16 protein-coding genes are annotated in these 18,505 nt (G+C 63.1%); all 16 read left to right on the top strand.

Annotation, left to right across the window (positions count from 1 at the left end):
- A partial coding sequence (locus tag VGH41_RS16070) for a citrate/2-methylcitrate synthase (RefSeq protein WP_331598464.1) occupies positions 1–187 on the top strand: 187 nt, incomplete at its 5' end.
- A gap of 322 nt (positions 188–509) precedes the next feature.
- Positions 510–1,919: a 3-isopropylmalate dehydratase large subunit gene (leuC, locus tag VGH41_RS16065; protein WP_331598463.1), complete on the top strand. Its 1,410-nt coding sequence runs from the start codon at positions 510–512 to the stop codon at positions 1,917–1,919.
- 78 nt (positions 1,920–1,997) lie between these two features.
- Entirely contained in the window at positions 1,998–2,645 is a 648-nt protein-coding gene (leuD, locus tag VGH41_RS16060) for a 3-isopropylmalate dehydratase small subunit (RefSeq protein ID WP_331598462.1), read from the top strand.
- Positions 2,646–2,704: 59 nt separating this feature from the next.
- Positions 2,705–3,772: a 3-isopropylmalate dehydrogenase gene (leuB, locus tag VGH41_RS16055; protein WP_331598461.1), complete on the top strand. Its 1,068-nt coding sequence runs from the start codon at positions 2,705–2,707 to the stop codon at positions 3,770–3,772.
- A gap of 366 nt (positions 3,773–4,138) precedes the next feature.
- Positions 4,139–5,260, top strand: a complete 1,122-nt coding sequence (asd, locus tag VGH41_RS16050) for an aspartate-semialdehyde dehydrogenase (RefSeq protein ID WP_331598460.1) — start codon at positions 4,139–4,141, stop codon at positions 5,258–5,260.
- A 192-nt stretch (positions 5,261–5,452) separates the two neighbouring features.
- The gene (locus tag VGH41_RS16045) at positions 5,453–8,026 is read left to right on the top strand and encodes a FimV/HubP family polar landmark protein (protein WP_331598459.1); all 2,574 of its coding nucleotides are present in this window, start codon (positions 5,453–5,455) and stop codon (positions 8,024–8,026) included.
- Positions 8,027–8,034: 8 nt separating this feature from the next.
- Positions 8,035–8,847: a tRNA pseudouridine(38-40) synthase TruA gene (gene truA, locus VGH41_RS16040; protein WP_331598468.1), complete on the top strand. Its 813-nt coding sequence runs from the start codon at positions 8,035–8,037 to the stop codon at positions 8,845–8,847.
- Positions 8,844–9,566, top strand: a complete 723-nt coding sequence (locus VGH41_RS16035) for a phosphoribosylanthranilate isomerase (RefSeq protein ID WP_331598458.1) — start codon at positions 8,844–8,846, stop codon at positions 9,564–9,566. The genes truA and VGH41_RS16035 overlap by 4 nt, the downstream gene beginning before the upstream one ends.
- 56 nt (positions 9,567–9,622) lie before the next feature.
- Positions 9,623–10,816, top strand: coding sequence for a tryptophan synthase subunit beta (gene trpB / locus VGH41_RS16030; protein WP_331598457.1), 1,194 nt, complete (start codon positions 9,623–9,625; stop codon positions 10,814–10,816).
- Positions 10,817–10,926: 110 nt separating this feature from the next.
- The gene (locus VGH41_RS16025; RefSeq protein ID WP_414696669.1) at positions 10,927–11,781 is read left to right on the top strand and encodes a DNA-methyltransferase; all 855 of its coding nucleotides are present in this window, start codon (positions 10,927–10,929) and stop codon (positions 11,779–11,781) included.
- Positions 11,782–11,854: 73 nt separating this feature from the next.
- Complete coding sequence (gene trpA / locus VGH41_RS16020) at positions 11,855–12,670, top strand: tryptophan synthase subunit alpha (RefSeq protein WP_331598455.1); 816 nt, start codon at positions 11,855–11,857, stop codon at positions 12,668–12,670.
- A gap of 84 nt (positions 12,671–12,754) precedes the next feature.
- Entirely contained in the window at positions 12,755–13,627 is an 873-nt protein-coding gene (gene accD, locus VGH41_RS16015) for an acetyl-CoA carboxylase, carboxyltransferase subunit beta (protein WP_331598453.1), read from the top strand.
- Positions 13,628–13,811: 184 nt separating this feature from the next.
- Positions 13,812–15,125 carry a bifunctional tetrahydrofolate synthase/dihydrofolate synthase gene (gene folC / locus VGH41_RS16010; protein WP_331598452.1) on the top strand — a complete coding sequence of 438 codons (1,314 nt, stop codon included), beginning with the start codon at positions 13,812–13,814 and terminating at the stop codon, positions 15,123–15,125.
- Positions 15,126–15,154: 29 nt separating this feature from the next.
- Entirely contained in the window at positions 15,155–16,093 is a 939-nt protein-coding gene (locus tag VGH41_RS16005) for an SPOR domain-containing protein (RefSeq protein ID WP_331598451.1), read from the top strand.
- Positions 16,094–16,100: 7 nt separating this feature from the next.
- A complete protein-coding gene (locus tag VGH41_RS16000; protein WP_331598450.1) occupies positions 16,101–16,595 on the top strand; it encodes a CvpA family protein in 495 nt (164 codons plus the stop codon).
- A 106-nt stretch (positions 16,596–16,701) separates the two neighbouring features.
- The gene (purF, locus tag VGH41_RS15995; RefSeq protein ID WP_331598449.1) at positions 16,702–18,249 is read left to right on the top strand and encodes an amidophosphoribosyltransferase; all 1,548 of its coding nucleotides are present in this window, start codon (positions 16,702–16,704) and stop codon (positions 18,247–18,249) included.
- Positions 18,250–18,505: the final 256 nt, after the last annotated feature.

Below are 18,505 nucleotides of genomic sequence, written 5' to 3'. Positions count from 1 at the left end.
CATCGTGCAGCGCGCGCTGGGCATCCCGACGGCAATGTTCACGTGCATCTTCGCGATGGCGCGTACGGTGGGCTGGATTGCGCAGTGGAACGAGATGATTGCCGATCCGGAACAAAAGATTGGCCGTCCGCGTCAGCTGTTCATCGGCGACACGCCGCGTGAAGCGAAGCCGCTGTCGGCACGTTAAGCGGTCGATGCTGACTTGACTTAGGTGCGGTACGGGGCGGCGCTGTTGGCCGCCGTGCAGTGCCCAGCCTGAACCAGAAAAAACGCCCCAACGGCTTGAACGTTGGGGCGTTTTGTTTTTACTGGCACGAAAGCTTTGCTCGCATGATTCACCCGCCGCGGATTTCCGGGTGCCCCCGATACAGGTATCGGCACTACCACCCAACTCTATGTTTTTTATCGGTTTTCTCGTTTTTTGCTAGGCAAGGGCGGGGATCTGCGTGGCATAATCAGTCACACACGGCTTGCCCGCAGTTCCGCAGTTCATTACTACCCCGCATACCATGGCACAGACTCTCTACGACAAATTGTGGAACACGCACGTGATCCACACGGAAGAAGACGGTACGACGATTCTCTATATCGACCGTCACCTGCTGCACGAAGTCACGAGCCCGCAGGCATTCGAAGGCCTGAAGCTGACCAGCCGTCCGGTGTGGCGCATCAGCGCGAATCTGGCGGTCTCGGACCATAACGTGCCCACCACGGACCGCAGCCATGGCATTGCTGATCCGGTGTCGAAGCTGCAGGTCGACACGCTCGACTCGAATTGCGATTCGTTCGGCATCACCCAGTTCAAGATGAACGATCTGCGCCAGGGCATCGTGCATATCATCGGGCCGGAACAGGGCGCCACGCTGCCGGGCATGACCATCGTCTGCGGCGACTCGCACACCTCCACGCATGGCGCGTTCGGTGCGCTCGCGCATGGCATCGGCACCTCGGAAGTCGAACACGTGCTCGCCACGCAAACGCTCTTGCAGAAGAAGAGCATGAACATGCTGGTGAAGGTCGAAGGGCAACTGCCGCGCGGCTGTACCGCGAAAGACATCGTGCTGGCTATCATCGGCAAGATCGGCACGGCAGGCGGCACGGGCTACGCCATCGAATTCGGCGGCTCGACCATCCGCGCGTTGACCATGGAAGGCCGCATGACGGTCTGCAACATGGCGATTGAAGCAGGTGCGCGCGCCGGCATGGTCGCTGTAGATGACACCACCATCGAATACCTGAAAGACCGTCCGTACTCGCCGGAAGGCGTCGAATGGGACCACGCGGTCGAATACTGGAAGCAGTTCAAGTCCGACGAAGGCGCCGCGTTCGACCGTGTGGTCGAACTAAACGCCGCGGAAATCGTGCCGCAAGTGACGTGGGGCACGTCGCCGGAAATGGTCACGGCCATCGACGGGCGCGTGCCGGATCCGGAACGCGAGAAAGATCCGGTCAAGCGCGACGCCATGGAACGCGCACTGAAGTACATGGCGCTCGAACCGAATGCGCCCATCGAATCCATCAAGCCGGACAAGATTTTCATCGGTTCGTGCACCAACGCGCGTATCGAAGACCTGCGCGCAGCCGCATACGTCGTGCGCAAGCTGGGCCGCCGCGTGGCGCCGACCATCCGGCTCGCCATGGTCGTGCCGGGCTCGGGTCTCGTGAAGGCACAAGCCGAGCGTGAAGGGCTGCACAAGGTCTTTACGGATGCGGGTTTCGAATGGCGCGAACCGGGCTGTTCAATGTGCCTCGCCATGAACGCCGACCGGCTGGACCCGGGCGAGCGCTGCGCGTCGACGTCGAATCGCAATTTCGAAGGCCGTCAGGGCGCGGGTGGACGTACCCACCTCGTGAGCCCGGCCATGGCTGCGGCGGCTGCCATCGAAGGTCACTTCGTCGATATTCGCAAGCTCGGTTAAGCCCGCGCTACTTTCGATTCCACCGGCGGCGCGCATTGCGTCGCAGCCGCCGGTCTCTACTCTGGTTGGTGATGGGCCATGGATAAATTCATCGTACATACCGGCGTCGTGGCGCCGTTGGATCGCGAGAACGTCGACACGGACGCGATCATTCCGAAGCAGTTTCTCAAGTCGATCAAGCGCACCGGCTTCGGTCCGAACGCGTTCGACGAATGGCGTTACCTCGATCACGGCGAACCGGGGCAGGACAACTCGAAGCGTCCGCTGAATCCGGACTTCGTGCTGAACCAGCCGCGCTATCAAGGCGCCTCGGTGCTGCTGGCACGCAAGAACTTCGGCTGTGGCAGCTCGCGCGAACATGCGCCGTGGGCGCTGCAGCAATACGGCTTTCGCGCCATCATTGCGCCGAGCTTCGCCGACATCTTCTACAACAACTGCTTCAAGAACGGCCTGCTGCCGATCGTGCTGACCGAGCAGCAAGTCGATCACCTGTTCAACGAAACCTATGCGTTCAACGGCTTCGAGCTGACCGTCGACCTCGAAGCGCAAGTGGTGCGCGTGGGCGACGGCACCGAGTATCCGTTCGAAGTGGCCGCATTCCGCAAATACTGTCTGCTGAACGGTTTTGACGACATCGCTCTCACACTGCGCCACGCGGACAAGATTCGCCAGTTCGAGGCGGAGCGTATCGCGAAGCAGCCGTGGCTGAGCCATCGCATCGTCTGATTAGCGCGTCGTTTTATCCGCGTGCCCAGATCTGAAAGAAAACCATCAAGGAATTTCGCATGAAGATTGCAGTGTTGCCCGGCGACGGCATTGGTCCGGAAATCGTCAAGGAAGCGGTCAAGGTTCTGAACGTGCTTGGCGAAAAGTTCGAACTCGAAGAGGCGCCGGTGGGTGGCGCGGGTTACGAGGCGAAGGGTCATCCGCTCCCTGATTCGACGCTGGCGCTCGCGAAGGAAGCAGACGCGATCCTGTTCGGCGCGGTGGGCGACTGGAAGTACGACAAGCTCGAACGCGCGCTGCGTCCTGAGCAGGCCATTCTCGGCTTGCGCAAGCACCTGCAGCTGTTTGCAAACTTTCGCCCGGCTATCTGCTATCCGCAACTGACGGGTGCATCGTCGTTGAAGGAAGAAATCGTTTCGGGACTCGACATCCTGATCGTGCGCGAACTGAACGGCGACATCTACTTCGGTTCGCCGCGCGGTCTGCGTGACGCACCGGACGGTCCGTTCGCCGGTGCGAAAGAAGGTTTCGACACGATGCGTTATTCGGAGCCGGAAGTGCGCCGCATTGCGCACGTCGCGTTCCAGGCAGCGCAAAAGCGCGCCGGAAAGCTCACTTCGGTCGACAAGGCCAACGTGCTCGAAACGTCGCAGTTCTGGAAGGACATCATGATCGATGTCTCGAAGGAATACGCGGACGTCGAGCTGTCGCACATGTATGTCGACAACGCGGCCATGCAACTGGTGAAAGCACCGAAGTCGTTCGACGTGATCGTCACCGGCAACATGTTCGGCGACATCCTCTCGGATGAGGCGGCCATGCTGACGGGTTCGATCGGCATGCTGCCGTCGGCTTCGCTCGACAAGAACAACAAGGGTCTGTACGAGCCATCGCACGGTTCGGCGCCGGACATCGCCGGCAAGGGCGTGGCCAATCCGCTCGCCACCATCCTGTCCGCCGCGATGATGCTGCGTTATTCGCTGAACAAGGCTGACCAGGCTGACCGCATCGAAACCGCGGTGAAGAAAGTGCTGGAGCAAGGCTACCGCACCGGCGACATCCTGACGCCGGGTTGCAAGCAGGTCGGCACAGCAGCAATGGGCGACGCGGTGGTCGCGGCGCTTTAACTGCATATCAGGCAGGGTCTCGGCGCAGCAAAACTTCGCTGCGCCGAAGCGTTGAATCAGGCAGTCCCGCGCGAACGGTCGGCAAAAATGACCTTACGTGCGTCAAAGCGGTCAATCAGGCCGCCCAAATCCGGTTTTCGTGTAGACTGTAGCGATGGCAGCGATCCCCCAGATCACCTCGATTTCTATCCACCACGGCAAAACGGCCCGTGTGGTTGAGCTCGCCATTAGCATCAAATCGCTCATCAAAACGATTACCCCGAAAACGATCACGATTCGCTGATCGTCCGTCGTGCCCGCCCATCTTCCCCGCGCGGTCACTGCGGGCAAAGATGCGGGGAAGCCTCCACTCGAAGGGTAAGTGTCATGAACGTAGGTCTCGTAGGTTGGCGCGGCATGGTCGGCAGCGTCCTGATGCAACGTATGCAACAGGAAGGCGATTTCGATCTGATCGAACCGGTGTTTTTCAGCACCAGCAACGCGGGCGGCAACGCGCCGTCGTTCGCTAAAAACGAGACCAAGCTCAAAGATGCTTCAAGCATCGACGACCTGAAGAAGTGCGACGCCATCATCTCCTGCCAGGGCGGCGACTACACCAATGAGGTCTTCCCGAAGCTTCGCGCAGCGGGCTGGAACGGCTACTGGATCGACGCGGCGTCGTCGCTGCGCATGAAGGACGACGCGGTCATCATTCTCGATCCGGTCAATCTCGACGTCATCAAGAACGCGCTGGTGAAGGGTCAGAAGAATTTCATCGGCGGCAACTGCACGGTCAGCCTGATGCTGATGGCACTGGGCGGCCTGTTCCGCGAAAACCTCGTCGACTGGATGACAGCCATGACGTATCAGGCCGCATCGGGCGCGGGGGCGCAGAACATGCGCGAACTGCTGCAACAGATGGGCACGCTGTACGGTGCGGCCAAGGAAGACCTGGCAGATCCGTCTTCGGCGATTCTGGACATCGACCGCCGCGTGTTGGCCGCAATGAACAGCGACCGCATGCCGACCGACAACTTCGGCGTGCCGCTCGCCGGCTCGCTGATTCCGTGGATCGACAAGGATCTCGGCAACGGCATGTCGAAGGAAGAGTGGAAGGGCGGCGCGGAAACCAACAAGATTCTCGGCAAGCCGGCCATGGGCACGCCGGGTTCGATCCCGGTGGACGGCTTGTGCGTGCGGATTGGCGCAATGCGCTGTCACTCGCAGGCGCTGACCATCAAGCTGAACAAGGACGTGCCGCTGGACGAAGTGAACAGCATCCTCGCCTCGGGCAACGACTGGGTGAAAGTCGTGCCGAACGAACGCGAAGCGTCGATCCGCGATCTGTCGCCGGCGGTGGTGACAGGTACGCTGACGGTGCCGGTCGGACGTCTGCGCAAGCTTGCGATGGGCGGCGAATATTTGTCCGCTTTCACGGTTGGCGACCAGTTGTTGTGGGGCGCTGCGGAACCATTGCGTCGGATGCTGCGCATTCTGCTCGACAAGTAAAGTAAACTACGCGCGTACCTGCTCTTTACGACGCGTAAAAACTCAAAAAGCGTCGCGTTTCTCGCGGCGCTTTTTTCATTGTGTGCTCCGAAAATCTTGTCTCAATCCAACCGCAAACAAGGGCTGCGCGCTGACGCACCTGGGGTCCCGATGACCGTTCGACTTTTTTCCCTTCATGGTATGACGCACCGTATGTTGAGCCAGCTCGCGGTAGCCGCGGCGGCGGCCTTCGTCCTGGCCGGCGCGCCCGCTGCGCAGGCCGCCACCGCTGCCGATGCGGCGAGCGCGCCAGCCGAGGCCCCGGCACCGCTCGCAGCTGGCAGCCAGTACACGATTCATCCGGGACAATCGCTCAATGATGTGGCGATCGCCGCCACCCAGTCGCACGACCGCGCGACCCTGGTGCGCGCTTCTCGCGCGCTGTTCGACGCGAACCCGAACGCGTTCATGCAGCACGACCCGAGCCGGTTGCGACTGGGTGCGGTGCTGACCATCCCGGCGCTCGATGCGACGGGCGCAGCGGCGGCGGCCTCGGATGCTTCGGTCGCTTCGGCTTCATCGGCGGCTTCTGCGGGTTCAGGCGCTTCGGCCTCCGCTGCAAGCGCCAATGGAAGCGGCACACAATCGGCTACGTCTCAAGGCGCTGCTGGCGTGGCGGCTTCCGCGAGCGCGCCGGCTCAGGCGAGCGCCGCGCTTGCCAGTCAGGCGAGCACGCCATCAGCAACGGCCACCTCACCGGCCACGCTCGCTTCGGGTGCACTCGGCGCGTCAGGTTCCGCTGCGGTCGGCGCATCGTCGGCCGCTGGCGCCGTTGCGTCGCCCGCCACGCAGGCAAGCGGCACGCACGAGTGGAGCGGCGCCATCCAGCCTTCCGCGAGCGCGTCTGCCGCAGGCGCGCTGTCCGGGGCTTCCGCCGCTGCGCCGGTGGCACAGGCGCCCACCCAGGTTTCGAGTTTGCAGCAGTTGCTCGCGCTCAAGAGCCGTGTGTTGATGGAGTTGCAGAAGCACGGCATCGGCGGTGGGGCACGGCCTTCGCCCGCGGGTAGCGCGCCGACCGCCACGGGTGCTCAGGCGCCGACAGGCGCGCCAGCCATTGCCGCGTCGGGCACGACAGCCAGGGGCGCGGCGGCCAACGCGCCGGTCGCGACGGCGGGCAATTTCGACCTGTCGCCGGTGAATCTAGGTTTCGCGGCAGCAATCGGGGCGGCGCTGGTCGCGTTGCTGGCTGCGTGGCGCCAGCGTCGGCGCAAGCGTGCGGCAAACGCGGCTGCCGCACAATCGCCGGTTCCTGTCACCCTTGATGTCTTTCCGCCAGTCGATTCCGACGAAGCCTACGACGTGACGATTGCGCACGATCGTGAATCGGCCGCCGAGGCCGAAGCGCGCGAGGCGACGGAGCGGGAAGCTGCGACACATGATGCGGCGCAGCGCGAGGAAGCCGCGCGCGAGGTCGCGGCACAAGAGGCCGCGACACGGGAAGAAACTGCCGCTCGCGAGACGGTGGAGCGGGAAGCAGCCCACGAGGAAGCACCCCACGAGGAAGCACCCCATGAGGAAGCAGCCCATGAGGAAGCAGCCCATGAGGAAGCAGCCCATGAGGAAGCAGCCCGCGTGGCCGGGGAAGCAGGGGCCCGCGAAACCGCTGCCGAGGAAGCAGCCGCGCGGGAAGCCGCAGCCCGCGATGCCGCGCTGCGAGGGGACGCAATACGGGCCGCTGAAGGTCCGCCAGACGTGCATGACGCGGAACTACCTCACCGCGACGCGCCCGAACACGCGGCGTCCGGGCCTGACACGACAGCCTCCGGAAGCACGCACGCTGCGGCGCCTCAGCCTCTGGACGCTGGCACGCCGGCCGCTCCCTTCGATCTGGCTACCGCACTAGCCACCGACACCTGGAAGTCGGGTCATGAGGAGTCAGCGCAGCCGCATCATCCGGATGCCGTTGCAGAAACGCCAGCGGCACATATCCCATTGGCGGAACCGGCGGAAAGCAGCGAGCTGCCGCAGCGGGAAAGCAACCTCGACGCGGCGCCGGCCGGGCAACCGGGCGAGCAGCCGGCCGAAACTCCGGCCGAGCCGGGCGAAGCGTCGTCGTTCGAATACACTCCGAACCTGCCCGTCATTCCGGTACCTGATCTGGAGGCGTCAGACGATTTCAATGGCTTCGACGAGCCCGTTCCGCACGCACAAGAGGCCTTGCACGATCTCGACCCGGTCGCCGGCGTCCCGTCGTACGTAGAGCCCTGGAACGAAACGCCTGCCGAACCGCCCGCGCCGGCCAAATTCCCGCACGACGCCGTCGCTGCGTTCAGCGGCCTCGATTTCGGCTTGCCGCCGCGCATGGAATCGCCAGCCGGGTTCACGCCGTCTTCGACGCAAGCCACGCAGCCGGTGGTCGAACCCGGCATCACCGCGCAGCAAGCGGTCCCTGTGCAACCGCCGGCCCCTGCCAACGTCGGTGAACAGATCGCAGCCGGTACGGCTGGCGCAGCAGCCGTCGCAGGCTTGGGCGCAGCGCGCTTCGGTGCACTGAATCTGGACTTCGACCTCGAACTGCCGCCGAATCCGGCCCAGCCGGTGCCATCGTTCACGCCACAAGACCTGGTGAGGATCGCCCGTAACAAGCTCGATCTGGCCTCCGAGTACATCGAACTCGGCGACCTGGCCGGCGCGCGGGCGCTGATTCAGGAAGTCATCGAAGCAAACGATGCCGGCACGCGCACCGAAGCGCGCGCGTTGCTGTCGACGCTGGCGCCGCTCTCGTGACGTCTGCCGTGAAGCGGATTGCGCTCGGCATCCAGTACGACGGTTCGGCCTTCTGCGGCTGGCAGTCGCAGCCGCATGGCAAGACGGTGCAGGACGAGCTGGAACGGGCGCTGCGCGAATTCGCGCAGACGCCGCTGCAGACGGTCGTAGCAGGCCGCACGGATACGGGCGTGCATGGTCTTGGCCAGGTGGTGCATTTCGACACCGAGCTCGACCGGACGGATTTCTCATGGGTGCGCGGCACCAACGCGTTTCTGCCCAAAACGGTCGCGGTGCAGTGGGCGAAGCCCATGCCGGACACCTTCCACGCCCGCTTTTCGGCGTTCGAGCGGACCTATTACTACGCGCTGTACGTCCATCCCGTCCGCTCACCGATGCTCACTTCCCGTGCCGGCTGGATTCACACCCCGCTCGATGTCGAGGCCATGCGCGCGGCCACCGCCTACCTGATAGGCGAACACGATTTTTCGGCGTTTCGCTCGTCGGAATGCCAGGCAAAGACGCCGGTCAAGCATCTGTATCAGATTGACGTGCGGCAGCAGGGCGACTTCATTCACTTCCGTTTTCGCGCCAACGCGTTCCTGCATCATATGGTGCGCAATCTGATGGGCTGTCTGGTCGCGATTGGCCGCGGACGTTATCCGGCTACATGGATGGCCGAGGTGCTCGCAAGCCGCGATCGCAATCAGGCCGCGCCGACTTTTATGCCTGACGGCCTGTATCTTGCGCAGGTGGGCTATCCTGAGGCATTCGCCGTGCCCGCCGCGCAGTCAGGCAGCGTGCCGTGGAGTACCGTTTGGACCGAATCAGCGCAATCATGAATTCAAGCCAGAACCAGCAGCCGGACGAAGCCGGCGTACAACCGGACGCAGCGACTGCTCGCGTGCCGCGTCGTACGCGCATCAAGCTGTGCGGGTTGTCGAAGCCGGAGAACGTGGCGCATGCCGTCGAGCTCGGCGCGGACGCGGTCGGACTCGTGTTCTATCCGCCCAGCCCACGCTCGGTGAGCGTCGCGCGGGCGCTGGAACTGGTGCGGGACATACCGCCGTTCGTATCGGTCGTGGGACTGTTCGTGAATGCTTCCGCGGACTGGATGAGCGAAGTGGTCAGCACCGTTCCCCTCACGATGCTGCAGTTTCACGGTGACGAGACGCCGGAGCATTGCGAATCGCTCGCCAATCTTGCGGGTTTGCCTTGGTTGCGCGCATTGCGTGTCGCAGCCGATACTCAGCCTGCCGATTTGGTAGAATCGGCGCTTAATTATTCAGCAGCTAGCGGCCTCCTGTTCGACACCCATGTCGAAGGCTATGGCGGCGGCGGGAAGGTTTTCGATTGGTCACTTATTCCAGCAGAGCTCGCGCGTCGGGCCGTTTTGAGTGGTGGGTTGAACGCGCAAAACGTCAGTGACGCGATCCATCGCGTGCGCCCGTACGCGGTCGATGTCTCGAGCGGCATCGAAGTAGCGGGCGCCAAGGGCGTCAAAGATCACGCCCGGATGGCGGCATTCGTACGCGCAGTACGCGCTGCGGACGCAGAGTGATTTAGCTGGCGCAGGCTTCGAGCGAAGCTGCCCGGCCCACTGAGAAGAGTGACACCATGTATAACTTGCCCGATGAACGAGGCCATTTCGGCCAATTTGGCGGCGTGTTCGTCGCTGAAACGCTGGTTCATGCACTCGACGAGTTGCGTGAAGCCTACGCGAAGTATCAAAAAGACCCGGAATTCGTCGCTGAATACGAGCGCGAGCTGAAGTATTTCGTCGGTCGTCCGTCCCCTATTTACCATGCCCAACGCTGGAGCGAACTGCTCGGCGGCGCCCAGGTGTTCCTCAAGCGCGAGGACCTGAACCACACCGGCGCGCACAAGGTGAACAACGTGATCGGCCAGGCCCTGCTGGCGAGGCGCATGGGCAAGCCGCGCGTGATCGCCGAAACCGGCGCGGGGCAACACGGCGTGGCAACCGCCACGATCGCCGCGCGCTTCGGCATGGAATGCGTGGTCTACATGGGCTCGGAGGACGTGCGCCGTCAGGCCGCCAACGTCTACCGGATGAAGCTGCTGGGCGCGACGGTCGTACCGGTCGAGTCAGGCTCCAAAACGCTGAAAGACGCGCTCAACGAAGCAATGCGCGACTGGGTCACCAACGTCGAAAACACGTTTTACATCATTGGCACGGTGGCCGGTCCGCACCCGTATCCGATGATGGTGCGTGATTTCCAGCGCGTGATCGGCGACGAGTGCAAGGTGCAGATGCCGGAACTGGTCGGCCGTCAGCCGGATGCGGTGATTGCGTGCGTGGGCGGTGGATCGAACGCGATGGGTATCTTTTATCCGTATATCGACGACAAAGCAGTGCAGTTGATCGGCGTTGAAGCAGCCGGCGACGGTATCGACACGGGCCGTCACGCGGCCTCGTTGATCGGCGGCAGTCCGGGCGTGCTGCATGGCAACCGCACATATCTGCTGCAGGACGAAAACGGCCAGATCATCGAGACGCATTCGGTGTCGGCGGGTCTCGACTATCCGGGTGTGGGTCCGGAGCACGCCTGGCTGAAAGAGAGCGGTCGCGCGCAATACGTCGGCATCACCGACGAGGAAGCGCTCAAGGCATTCCACGATTGCTGCCGGATCGAAGGCATCATCCCGGCACTCGAATCGAGCCATGCGCTGGCGTACGCGGCCAAACTCGCGCCCACGTTGCCGAAGGACAAGTACCTTCTGGTCAACCTGTCGGGACGCGGCGACAAGGACATGCACACGGTCGCCGAGCGATCGGGTATCACGTTCTGAGCGCCGCGACGATGCGCGACGAGTTCGATGAGCCGCAACCGGCAATAGACACCGATCAGCCCGAGGTCGCTGAAGCCCGCATGACAAAGGCCAGATTGGCCCAGGCCGAAATGGCCCAGGCCCAGATGGCCCAGGCGCCCGCGGCCGCTTTAGCAACGGTGCCTGCCGGTATCCAGCTGTTGAACCGCGATTTTCTGACCGATGCAGCGAACCTGCCTGACGGATCGATCGACCTGATACTGGCTGATCCCCCTTACGGGCTGGGCAAGGACTACGGCAACGACTCGGATATGCGTTCGGGCGACGATTTTCTCGCCTGGACGCGTGGCTGGCTCGAGCTGGCCATCCCGAAGCTGAAGCCCTCGGGCTCGCTGTACATCTTTTGCACGTGGCAGTACGCGCCGGAAATCTTCTGCTTTCTGAAAACGCATCTCACAATGGTCAACGAGATCATCTGGGACCGGCGCGTGCCGAGCATGGGGGGCACCACCCGCCGCTTTACGTCCGTGCACGACAACATCGGCTTTTTCGCGGTTTCGAAGGATTACTACTTCGATCTCGATCCCGTCCGCATCCCGTACGATGCCGTCACGAAGAAGGCGCGTTCGCGCAAGTTGTTCGAAGGCAGCAAGTGGCTGGAGCTTGGCTATAATCCGAAGGATGTCTGGTCGGTGTCCCGGCTGCATCGGCAACATGCCGAGCGGGTCGATCATCCGACCCAAAAACCTCTGGAAATCGTCGAGCGCATGGTGTTGGCGAGCTGTCCTCCGGGCGGTCGCGTGCTCGACCCGTTCATGGGCAGCGGCACCACGGCAGTTGCTTGCGCTCGTCAGCGGCGCGAATTCGTCGGCTATGAAATCAATGAAACTTACTGCGCGATAGCGCGCGAACGCGTCAGCGCGGCGACGCCGGTTACACCGGTCGAGCCGTTGGCGGCAGTCGCGCCGCTCGCCGCCGAAACCTGAACCAGTCGCAAGATGCGCTGAATGGCGGCGAACAGCGAATAACGCGCAGCTAACTATTTTCGAGAAAATTTCCATGTCCCGTATCAAGAATACATTTGCGGCTCTGGCCGCGCAGGGCAAGAAAGGGCTGATCCCGTTCATGACGGCGGGCGACCCGGATCCCAAGCGCACCGTCGAATTCATGCACGCGCTCGCCGCTGGCGGCGCGGACGTGATCGAACTGGGCGTACCGTTTTCAGACCCCATGGCTGACGGCCCGGTGATTCAGGCTTCGTCCGAGCGCGCTTTGACACACGGCATTTCGCTGCGTCACGTGCTGGCGGACGTGAAGCAATTCCGCGAACGCGACGACAAGACGCCGGTTGTATTGATGGGCTACGCCAATCCGATCGAACGGATGGGCGCCGAAGCCTTCGCCGCAGCCGCCCAGGACGCGGGCGTAGACGGCGTGCTGGTGGTCGACTATCCGCCCGAAGAGTGTGTTAATTTCGCGGAAAAGATGCGATCTGCCGGGATCGATCCGATTTTCCTGCTGGCACCCACATCGACCGACGAGCGTATCGCCGAAGTCGGCAAAATTGCCAGCGGTTACGTCTACTATGTGTCGCTGAAAGGGGTGACCGGAGCGGCAAATCTGGACGTTTCCAGCATCGCGAGTAAAATCCCGGCCATCAAGTCGCGCGTCCCCCTACCGGTGGGCGTCGGTTTCGGCATTCGTGACGCCCAATCGGCAGGGGCCGTCGCCGAAGTTTCCGATGCCGTCGTGATCGGCAGCCGGATCGTGCAATTGCTCGAAGAAGCCGCGCCTGATCAGGCCGCCGGGCAACTGACGGCGTTCGTCGCAGAGATTCGTGCTGCGCTGGATAGCATTGGCGCGACTGCCCGATAACACGTTACTTTTTGTCTGCTGTAGGCTTCGCGGCGGGGTTGATCCCCGCCGTTGTGCATACCGAAGACCCAGGAAGGAATCACCATGAGCTGGCTCGACAAGCTGCTGCCGCCCAAAATCAAGCAAACCGATCCGAAAAACCGCAAAGGTATTCCGGAAGGCCTGTGGATCAAGTGCCCGTCGTGCGAAGCGGTGCTGTACCGCAACGACGTGGAAGCGAATCTGCACGTTTGCCCGAAGTGCGACCATCACATGCGCATTGGCGCGCGTGAGCGGCTCGATGGCCTGCTCGATCCGGAAGGCCGCTACGAAATCGGCCAGGAAATCCTGCCAGTCGACGCGCTCAAGTTCAAGGACAGCCGCAAGTATCCGGATCGCCTGAAAGAGGCGATGGAAGAAACCGACGAAACCGACGCCATGGTCGTCATGGGCGGCGCGATCCACACGTTGCCGTGCGTGGTCGCCTGCTTCGAGTTCTCGTTCATGGGCGGCTCGATGGGCTCGGTGGTCGGTGAGCGCTTCGCGCGCGGCGCACAGAACGCGCTCGAGCAGAATGTGCCGTTCATCTGCTTCACCGCTTCGGGCGGCGCGCGCATGCAGGAAAGCCTGCTCTCGCTGATGCAGATGGCCAAAACCACGGCCATGCTGACCAAATTGTCCGACGCCAGGCTGCCGTTCATCTCGGTGCTGACCGACCCGACCATGGGCGGCGTGTCGGCAAGCTTCGCGTTTCTCGGCGACGTGGTGATCGCGGAACCGAAGGCGCTGATCGGCTTCGCCGGCCCGCGCGTGATCGAACAGACCGTGCGCGAAAAGCTGCCGGAAGGCTTCCAGCGTGCCGAATTCCTGCTGACGAAGGGCGCGATCGACATGATCGTCGACCGTCGCAAGCTGCGTGAAGAAATTGCCCGCCTGATGGCGCTGCTGTCGCGCCAGCCGGCAGATGCAGTGGCCTGAAGCGGGTTGAACCCACCGTCACTGATGCCTTGACGCCGCGTCTGCACGCGCGGCGAAACGAAAAAAACAGCGCGCCGCGAGAGGTCTCCAAGCGGCGCGTTGTTATTTCCGCGATAATCGCGTTCTCGCAGTTGTCCCACCGATCCGACCGCGCAACTCGCATTACTGCCATCCGACGTATTCGATGACCACCACTTTCCCCACTCTCGACGCGTGGCTCACGCACCTCGAATCCGCGCATCCGGTCGGCATCGACATGGGGCTGACGCGGATCGGCCAGGTGCGCGAGGCGCTGCAACTGTCGTTCGATTGCCCTGTGATCACGGTAGGCGGCACGAACGGCAAGGGTTCGACCTGCGCGATCCTCGAGTCGATCCTGCTGCGCGCGGGGTACAAGGTCGGCTGTCATACGTCCCCGCATCTCCTGACGTTCAACGAACGGGCGCGGGTGAACGGCGTGGTCGCGAGCGACGCGGATCTGTTGCCGCATTTCGAAGCCGTCGAGGCGGCGCGTCAGAGCCTGGCCAGTCCGGTCTCGCTGACGTATTTCGAATTCACGGCGCTGGCGATCATGCATCTGTTCGCATCGCGTGGGCTGGACGCGGTGATCTTCGAGGTGGGCCTCGGCGGCCGGCTCGACGCAATGAACATCCTCGATACCGATTGCGCGATTATCACGAGCATCGACATCGACCACACCGAATATCTTGGCGACACGCGCGAGAAGATCGCCTTCGAAAAGGCCGGCATCTTCCGTCCGGGCAAGCCGGCTATCTGCGCCGACCCGGTGCCGCCGCAGTCGCTGATCGATCATGCCGGGCAGATCGGCGCCGATCTGTGGCTCTTCGGCCGCGATTTCCGCTACGAGGGACAGGCCGGCAGCGAGCGTCAGCAGTGGAGCTATGTCGGCCGTACGCTGCGTCGCTCGGCGCTGGCCTACCCGGCGCTGCGCGGTGCCAATCAGCTGATCAACACCTCGGCGGCACTGGCCGGACTGGAAGCCTTGCGCGATCGTCTGCCGGTGTCGGCGCAGGACATACGTCTCGGTCTCGCGAACGTCGAATTGCCGGGCCGTTTCCAGGTGCTGCCGGGCAAGCCGTCGATCGTCCTCGATGTCGGCCACAATCCGCACGCTGCCGCTGTGTTGACGCAAAATCTCGGCAACATGGGTTACTTTCCGTACACTTACGCGGTTTTTGGTTCAATGCGCGATAAGGACATTGCCGGCGTGATCGAACACATGAAGGGCGAAATCGACCACTGGTGCGTAACCGATCTGGACAGCCCGCGCGCGGCGTCTGCGCAGCAACTGGAAGCGGCTCTGCGCGACGCCGGCGTGGCCGACGGCACCGACAGCAGCATCACGCGCTTTGCATCGCCGGCCGAGGCTTTTCAAGACGCGCTAAAACGCGCCACGGAGAATGATAGAATCGTGGTTTTCGGCAGTTTCTATACGGTAGCCGGCGTGATGGCGTACCGTAAATCGCAGCAACACTGAACGCGCGGCAGCCTCGAAATAAGCCATTCATGGGAATTTTCTCGTTCGGCAAGAAAGACGACGCGCCCACCCGGCGCGGCGCAAGTACCAGTTCCACCCGGGCCGCCCGTGGCGAGCGCGTGGAGCGGCGAACCCGCCGCACGGAACGGCCCGACGCCGACGCGATGCTGCTCGACCCCACGCTGCCCGAAAAGCAGCGCGCGCGCCGCCGCCTCGTCGGCGCCATTGCGATGGTGATTGCAGCGGTCGTGATCCTGCCCATGATCCTGGATTCGCATCCCAAGCCGGTCACGGACGATATCTCCATCGATATTCCCAACCGTCCCGCACCCAGACCAAGCGCGAACGACGAAGACACCCAGGCCGGCGTAGCGCCGGATAATCCTGCGCCGGACACGGCAGTTCCGGCCTCGGGCGTGGCGCCGGCCCCCACGGCGCCGGCCATGGCCAATGCGAACGGCAACAGCAGCAATAGCAGCAACAGCAGTAGCGGCAGCATCGCCACCAAGCCCGGCGCCGCATCGGCTCCGGTCGCGAAGTCCAGCAAAGCGCAAGCACCTGCAGTTGCCGCGAACACCGCGCCCGCGCCCGCTGCTACGAAAGCGGCGCCGTCAAAGTCGGTAAAAACAACTCCCGCACCCACGCAAAGCGTGGCCAACGCGGGCGCTGAGACGACCGACGCCGCCGCCGCGGAAGCCGACTCCGGCACGCCTGCATCGCCGCCGGGCAGCCGTTTTGCGGTGCAACTCGGCTCATTCCCGGACGACGCCAGCGCGAAAAGCTGGGCGGTCAAGTTGAAAGCGGCGGGCGTGCCCGCATATACCGAACGTCGGAAGCAGCCCGATGGCACGACCCGCACGCTCTTGCGCGCAGGTCCGTTTGCCGATCGCGCCGCCGCTACGGCCGCGATTGCAAAGGTTCGCGACGCCGGCCTGACGTCAGGCGCAAGCAACGGCGCGGCGCAGTAAGTCAGCGATGTTCACTGCCTTCGACTACGCTGTAATGGCGGTGATCGGTCTGTCAGCGCTGCGCGGCACGTGGCGCGGCTTCCTGTCCGAGGTTTTCGGGCTGGTCGGCTGGATCGTGGCGTTTTTTATTGCCTGCCGCTTCGTCGGCTATGTCGTGCCGTATATGCCGGCCCATTGGCCGGGCGGTGCGTTGACTCAGTGGCTGCTGGCCTTTGCCGTGCTGATGATCGCCGTGATGCTGATAGCCGGAGTGGCGAATGCGCTGCTGAGCCGGCTGGTGCAGGCAAGCGGCTTGAGCGGCGTGGACCGCTCGCTGGGTTTGATGTTCGGCCTCGCCCGCGGGGTCATTCTGGTGCTGATTCTGGTCGCCCTCGCAGGCCTGACCGAACTGCCCCAGCAGGAATTCTGGCGCAACGCCTTGCTGCGGCCCTATGCGGTCCAGGGCGTGCACGAACTGAAACCGCTGCTTCCTGAGACGCTCGCCGCATACGTCCGCGTGTGACGATCCGGCGTTGTAGTTCGACGAAGCATGCAGGACACCGGCGCGACCCGGATGCTTCCCCGGCACCGGCCGCCGTTACGAATTTCGTACCTTTGAAGGACATGCCATGTGCGGCATCGTAGGCGTAGTTTCCCAATCTCCGGTCAACCAGTTGATCTACGACAGCCTGCTGCTCCTGCAGCATCGCGGTCAGGACGCAGCCGGCATCGCGACGGCGAACGGCAGCAATTTCCACATGCATAAGGCCAACGGCATGGTGCGCGACGTATTCCGCACGCGCAACATGCGTAGCCTGCCCGGCACCACCGGCATTGGTCAGGTGCGTTACCCGACGGCCGGTTCGGCGTCGAGCGAAGAAGAAGCCCAACCGTTCTATGTGAACGCACCGTTCGGCATCATCCTCGCGCACAACGGCAATCTGACCAACTGGCAGCAACTGAAAGACGAGATGTTCCGCGTCGATCGCCGCCACATCAACACCAATTCCGATACTGAAGTGCTGCTCAACGTGCTCGCGCACGAATTGCAGCTTTCCAGCTCCGGCCTGCAACTCGATCCGAACGCCGTCTTCAAGGCGGTTTCGGGTGTGCATCGCCGCGTGCGGGGTTCCTATGCGATCGTCTCGCTGATCGCCGGGTACGGCCTGCTCGCTTTCCGCGACCCGTTCGGCATTCGTCCGCTGTGTCTTGGCAAGCAGGAAACGGCGCATGGCGTCGAGTGGATCGTGGCGTCGGAATCGGTGGCAATCGAAGGTATTGGCTTCGAATTCGTGCGCGACGTGGCGCCGGGTGAGGCGATTTTCATCGACATCGAAGGCAACCTGCACTCGCAGCAATGCGCGCCGAACGCCAGTCTCAACCCGTGCATTTTCGAACTGGTGTATCTCGCGCGTCCGGATTCGGTGCTGGACGGCGTGCCGGTCTACAACGTGCGTCTGCGCATGGGCGACTACCTCGCCGAGAAGATCAAGCGTGAATTGCCCGATGTCGCCATTGATGTGGTGATGCCGATTCCCGATTCGTCGCGTCCGGCTGCCATGCAGGTCGCCAAGAAGCTCGGCGTCGAGTACCGCGAAGGCTTCTTCAAGAACCGCTACGTGGGCCGCACCTTCATCATGCCGGGCCAGGCGGTGCGTAAAAAGTCGGTGCGCCAGAAACTCAACGCCATGGCGATCGAGTTCAAGGGCAAGAACGTGCTGATCGTCGACGATTCGATCGTGCGCGGCACCACGTCGCATGAAATCGTGCAGATGGCGCGCGACGCCGGCGCAAACAAGGTGATCTTCGCTTCCGCGGCGCCGCCGGTGAAATTTCCGAACGTCTACGGTATCGACATGCCGACGCGCGGCGAGCTCGTCGCGCACGGCCGCACGGACGATGAAGTCGCGCGCATGATCGGCGCGGATCACCTCGTGTATCAGGACGTCGATGCGCTGAAGCAGGCGGTTCGCGACACCAACCCGGCGCTGAAGGAATTCGAGGCGTCGTGCTTCGACGGTAACTACATCACCGGCGACATCACGACGGAATACCTCGACCGCATCGAAACCGCGCGTCTCGCGCCGTCCGCACAGTCGGACCGCGACGCCGCGAGCGAAGCAATGGAAGGTGGTGCAGCGCGTTCGCAACTGCACCTGCAGTTGTCCGTGGAGTAAGCACTAGACATGGCGCGCGGCGGCGAACCTGCACGCCGCGCGCCATGCGTGTTAGCATCATGGCTTGCGTCGATTTGATCTCAGCTTGCGGACGCGGGGCAACCCAAAACAGCTAAAGCGAACGGTGGAAAAAGCAGTCATCGTCCGCCGCCGCTCCAGCTTCCCCCGCACATGAAGCCCGCTTATGCCGACGCAAAGCGGGCTTTTTTGTTGCCGGCGCCACACCGTCACGCGTTGCACGGGGGGTGCCGCCGGC

The sequence above is a fragment of the Paraburkholderia sp. genome, assembly GCF_036488795.1.
Lineage (GTDB): Bacteria > Pseudomonadota > Gammaproteobacteria > Burkholderiales > Burkholderiaceae > Paraburkholderia.
The sequence above is the reverse complement of the archived record's forward strand: the minus strand, read 5'-3'. Positions and strand labels throughout refer to the sequence as shown.

Bases quoted from the DNA above. Each gene is read 5' to 3' on its own strand.
- leuC (WP_331598463.1), top strand. From the start codon at position 510: ATGGCACAGACTCTCTACGACAAATTGTGGAACACGCACGTGATCCAC.
- leuD (WP_331598462.1), top strand. From the start codon at position 1,998: ATGGATAAATTCATCGTACATACCGGCGTCGTGGCGCCGTTGGATCGC.
- leuB (WP_331598461.1), top strand. From the start codon at position 2,705: ATGAAGATTGCAGTGTTGCCCGGCGACGGCATTGGTCCGGAAATCGTC.
- asd (WP_331598460.1), top strand. From the start codon at position 4,139: ATGAACGTAGGTCTCGTAGGTTGGCGCGGCATGGTCGGCAGCGTCCTG.
- VGH41_RS16045 (WP_331598459.1), top strand. From the start codon at position 5,453: ATGTTGAGCCAGCTCGCGGTAGCCGCGGCGGCGGCCTTCGTCCTGGCC.
- VGH41_RS16035 (WP_331598458.1), top strand. From the start codon at position 8,844: ATGAATTCAAGCCAGAACCAGCAGCCGGACGAAGCCGGCGTACAACCG.
- trpB (WP_331598457.1), top strand. From the start codon at position 9,623: ATGTATAACTTGCCCGATGAACGAGGCCATTTCGGCCAATTTGGCGGC.
- VGH41_RS16025 (WP_414696669.1), top strand. From the start codon at position 10,927: ATGGCCCAGGCCCAGATGGCCCAGGCGCCCGCGGCCGCTTTAGCAACG.
- trpA (WP_331598455.1), top strand. From the start codon at position 11,855: ATGTCCCGTATCAAGAATACATTTGCGGCTCTGGCCGCGCAGGGCAAG.
- accD (WP_331598453.1), top strand. From the start codon at position 12,755: ATGAGCTGGCTCGACAAGCTGCTGCCGCCCAAAATCAAGCAAACCGAT.
- folC (WP_331598452.1), top strand. From the start codon at position 13,812: ATGACCACCACTTTCCCCACTCTCGACGCGTGGCTCACGCACCTCGAA.
- VGH41_RS16005 (WP_331598451.1), top strand. From the start codon at position 15,155: ATGGGAATTTTCTCGTTCGGCAAGAAAGACGACGCGCCCACCCGGCGC.
- VGH41_RS16000 (WP_331598450.1), top strand. From the start codon at position 16,101: ATGTTCACTGCCTTCGACTACGCTGTAATGGCGGTGATCGGTCTGTCA.
- purF (WP_331598449.1), top strand. From the start codon at position 16,702: ATGTGCGGCATCGTAGGCGTAGTTTCCCAATCTCCGGTCAACCAGTTG.